The sequence below is a fragment of the Actinomycetospora sp. genome, assembly GCF_055612215.1.
In genome coordinates this window covers 1-3,972 of sequence record NZ_JBVPVA010000993.1, presented here as the reverse complement: position 1 = coordinate 3,972, position 3,972 = coordinate 1, and the positions used below count along the sequence as shown (strand labels likewise).

General features: G+C 77.6%; 5 protein-coding genes. 3 read left to right on the top strand and 2 right to left on the bottom strand.

The annotated features are described in order from the left end of the window. Positions 1 to 1,617: ABC transporter substrate-binding protein (locus tag AC0CYZ_RS26990; protein WP_472221118.1), on the bottom strand; the 1,617-nt coding region annotated here is incomplete at its 3' end. Between the two features lie 252 nt (positions 1,618 to 1,869). Between AC0CYZ_RS26990 and AC0CYZ_RS26985 the strand changes: the two genes are divergently transcribed. Continuing rightward, positions 1,870 to 2,163 carry a hypothetical protein gene (locus tag AC0CYZ_RS26985; protein ID WP_472221116.1) on the top strand — a complete coding sequence of 98 codons (294 nt, stop codon included), beginning with the start codon at positions 1,870 to 1,872 and terminating at the stop codon, positions 2,161 to 2,163. 51 nt (positions 2,164 to 2,214) lie between these two features. On the opposite strand, the gene AC0CYZ_RS26980 is transcribed toward AC0CYZ_RS26985, so the two are convergent. Beyond that, on the bottom strand, positions 2,215 to 2,622 hold the full coding sequence (locus AC0CYZ_RS26980) for a (deoxy)nucleoside triphosphate pyrophosphohydrolase (protein ID WP_472221114.1): 408 nt from the start codon (positions 2,620 to 2,622) through the stop codon (positions 2,215 to 2,217). Between the two features lie 68 nt (positions 2,623 to 2,690). Between AC0CYZ_RS26980 and AC0CYZ_RS26975 the strand changes: the two genes are divergently transcribed. Then, positions 2,691 to 2,984 carry a 4a-hydroxytetrahydrobiopterin dehydratase gene (locus AC0CYZ_RS26975; protein ID WP_472221112.1) on the top strand — a complete coding sequence of 98 codons (294 nt, stop codon included), beginning with the start codon at positions 2,691 to 2,693 and terminating at the stop codon, positions 2,982 to 2,984. Positions 2,985 to 2,989: 5 nt separating this feature from the next. Next, the coding region (locus AC0CYZ_RS26970; protein WP_472221110.1) for an MFS transporter at positions 2,990 to 3,972 on the top strand (983 nt) is incomplete at its 3' end.

Genomic DNA, 3,972 nt, shown 5'->3' with positions numbered 1-3,972 from the left:
CGAGACGCCCGACGTCGTCGGGGCCTGGCGGCCGGGGCAGCCGACGATCGAGTCGAGGTCGGCGATCTTGTCCCCGCCGACGGGCAGCGCGAGCACCGTGACGTCGGCGACGACCATGTCCGAGGTCGACTTCGGGATCGGCGGCACCGACGTGGTCGTCTCCGACGGCGCGGGCGGTGTCGTCGTGGTCGTCGGCGTCGGCGGCGCGGCGGGCGAGGTGGTCGTCGTGCCCGGGAGCGCCGAGGACGTGAGCGGTCCCGGCGTCGACGGGGTGGCGGGCGTCGCGGCGGTGCTCGAGGGGATCGGCCCGCGGCCGGGCGGGAAGGGGTTCGCCCCGGAGTCCGCGACGACGGTGGTGCCGATGCCCGCCGCGTTGAGCTCGCTGGCGAGGGTGGCGATCAGGCGGCCGTAGGGCGCGGCCTGCGGTGGTGCGGCGAGGCGCAGGCGCAGGGTCCGCCCGTCGATCGACCAGCGGCCGTCGGAGCCGCGGACGTACCCGGCGGCGGCCAGCAGGCGGGCCGCCTCCGCGGGATCGGGGGCGCGGGCCGGGGAGTCGGCCGTCAGGGTCGGCGCGTACCCCGGCTCGGAGGGCGCGGTCGCGAACGCGTCGGCGCGCAGGCCCGCCGCCGGGCCGCCGCCCGTGCCGGCCGCGACGAGGGCGTCCCGGTCGAGCAGGGAGACCACGGCCCGGCGGACCCGCGGGTCGGCGAGCGGACCGTCGTCGCTGCGCAGCGCGAGCTGCACCTGGCTCGCCTCGGGGACGGTGCGCACGGCCAGCGGCCCCGCGGGGCCGGGCGGGGCGGCCCCGAGCGCGGTGAGCGCGGCCAGGTCGGAGGAGTCCGAGCGGAACTGGGTGACCTGGACGTCGCCGGTGCGGACCCGGTCGATCAGCGAGGCGTGGTCGGCGGCCTGCAGGACGACCTGGTCCGGCACCGTCGGCGGGCCCCAGTAGACGCTGTTGCGGGCCAGGGTGACCTGACCCCGGATGCGGTCGACGAGGCGGATCGCGAACGGCCCGCCGGACACCGGGATGCTGTCCTGCAGGGCCCCGCCCCAGGAGCCGGGCGCGTCCTTGAGCAGGTGGGCGGGCAGCAGTGCGTCGAACAGCGTCTGCCACGCCGGGTAGGGCCGGTCGAAGACGACGTCGACGGCCTTGCCCCCCGCCCGCGAGCGCACGTCGGAGATCGCGCGATACCCGGCCGCGTCCACGACGCCGGGCTGCGAGCGCATCTGCTGCCACAGGTAGACGAAGTCCTCCGCGGCGATCGGGGCGTTGTCCGACCACGCCGCCGCCGGGAGGATCTCGTAGGAGACGGTGAACGGATCAGTGGAGGTGACCCGCGCCGACGTCACGACCGTCGGGTCGATGCGGCGCACGCCGTCGGCCCCGACGCGGAAGGCCGAGGGCAGGACCAGCGCGGCCGTGGTCCTACTGGTCGGCGTGAGGTCGGCGATGCGGTGCACGTTGAACCCGACCCCGAGGTCGTCGACCCCGATCCGCAGCTGCGTGGGGTCCGGCTCGAGCTGCGGTTTCGCCGGCGCCGGGGTCGGGGCCTGCCCCACGACCGGGGGCGGCGACCCGGCACACCCGGCGAGGAGCGCCAGGACCAGGAGCACCCCCGCGCACAGCGTCCTCGCACCCGGCGCCCGGCCGCCCCGCGATCGGCGAGACGACCTCGCGCCGCGAGGGACCGCTGGGGATGTCGGGGCCATGTCGGGGTGGGGACGAGCCTCTCCGCCGGTGCCCGAGCGACGCCGTCGTCGGGCCCGCGGCCTGCTGGGGTGCGGGATCGTCATCGTGGCACGGGGTACCGACACCGACGCCGCCGGGCCTTCCGTGGCGGGTACTGCTCAGGTTAGCCTCACCTCATGGCCACGGCGACGAGGACGACGGCGGGCTGGGTCGACGCCCTGTCCCGGCTGCGCCCCCGGGACCGCGACCGGGGCCGCGTCCGCGCGGTGCCCGAGCGCACGCCGGAGCGGCTGAGCCCGCAGCAGGCCTGCGCGATCACCGGCGCCAAGCGGATCAAGAAGAAGTGCTGCCGCTCCACCCCGCGCTGCAAGGGCTGCCCGGTCGTCCTCATGCGGGCGGCCCGCGCCGCCGAGTCCGGCCTCACGGGCAAGGACCTGGCGAAGGCCGTGAAGCGGGCCCGCGCGGCGTAGGCGCGCTCCGCGCTCGTGCGCAGTCGTCCGTGCCGTGCGGCGGACACGTGCTCACGAGCCGGAGGCATCCAGGGCCGCGCGCAGGTGCGGGAGCAGGGCGAGGTCGGACGCCAGCCAGTCGAGCTCGTCGAGCTCCTCGGGGCCCACCCAGCGCAGCGCGAGGTGCTCCAGCGCGCGCGGGACGGCGCCGTCCACGGGCGTGCACCGGTAGAAGCGCAGCAGGAGACCCGCGCCCCCGCGCCCCTCGACGGGCACGTCCGGCCCGAGCCGCTCCCCCACCACCACGGGCAGGGCCAGTTCCTCGTGGAGCTCCCGGACGAGCGCCGCCGCCTCGGACTCCCCCGGCTCGACGGAGCCGCCGGGCAGCTCCCAGCGCCCCCGCATGTCCGCCGGCTCGGCGCGCTGCGCCGCCAGCAGTCTCCCGTCGACGACGACCGCCGCCCCCACCACGACCTGCACCCGATCATCGTCGCCGAGGGCGCCCCGACGCGCTGACCGGGCCCGACGCGGCGTGCCAGGATGACCCCATGGCCGACCTGCTCTCCGACGACGCCGTCGCCGACGCCCTCTCACGGCTGCCCGGGTGGGAGCGCGACGGCGACGAGATCGTCCGCACCGCGAAGCTCCCGTCGTTCCGCGCGGCGATCGCCACCGTCGACGCCGTCGCCGACGCCGCGGAGGACGCCGACCACCACCCGGACATCGACATCCGCTACGCCACGCTGACGTTCCGGCTCTCCACGCACTCCGAGGGCGGGCTCACCGCGAAGGACCCCGACCTGGCGGCCCGGATCTCCGCCGCGGTCGACGCGCACTCCTGACCTCGGTGGCCGACGGGTCGCCCCTGGTCTCCCGCCCCTTCCTCGCGGTCCTCGCCGCCACGCTCGCGGCGTTCGGCGGTTACGCCCTGCTGCTGCCCGTCCTGCCGCTCTGGGTCGCCTCGGGTGGGGCCGGCCCGGCGCTGGCGGGGTCGGTGACCGGCGTCTTCATGGCGGCGACGGTGCTCACCCAGCTCGGGGTGCCCGCCCTGCTGCGTGCGGTGGGGCACCGCGCGGCGCTGATCGGCGCGGCGGTTGCGCTGGGGGCGCCGGCGGCCCTGCTGGTGCTGACGCCGTCGGCGTGGCTGGCGATGCCGGTGGCGGTGCTGCGCGGCGCCGGCTTCGGGGTCCTGACGGTGACCGGCGCGGCGCTGGTCTCCGACCTCGTGCCCGCCCGGGTGCGCGGCCGGGCGACCGGGATCTACGGGATCGCGATCGGGACACCGCAGCTCGTCCTGCTCACCGGCGGGGTGTGGGCGTGGGCGCGACTCGGACCGGTGCCGGTGCTGCTGGCCGGCGCGCTGCTCCCCACCCTGGCGATCCCGGCGATGGCCCTGCTGCCCCGGCGGGTGGCGCCCCCGCCGTCGGAGCCGGCCGCGGACGGCCCGTCGACGGCGGGACGGCCCTTCCTCGTCGCGGCCGTCGCCCCGTGGCTCGTGATGCTCGTGTGCGCGGCGAGCGCGGGCGGGGTGATCACCGTGCTGCCGCTCGCGCAGCCCGCGGGGGTGGCGGCCGGCGCGCTGTTCGCGCTGACCGCCGCACAGCTCGTCGGGCGCAGTGTCTCCGGGGAGCTCGGCGACCGCCTCGGGCTGACCGGACGGGTCACCGCCCCGGCCCTGGTCCTCGCCGCGGCCGGCGCGGGGGTCGTCGCGTGGGGACTGGTCGGTGTGGGGACGGTGGCCGTGGTCGCGGGGGCCGGGCTCGTGGGACTGGGGTTCGGCGGGGTCCAGAACGACACGCTCGAGACGCTGTTCGCCCGCGCCGGCCCCGG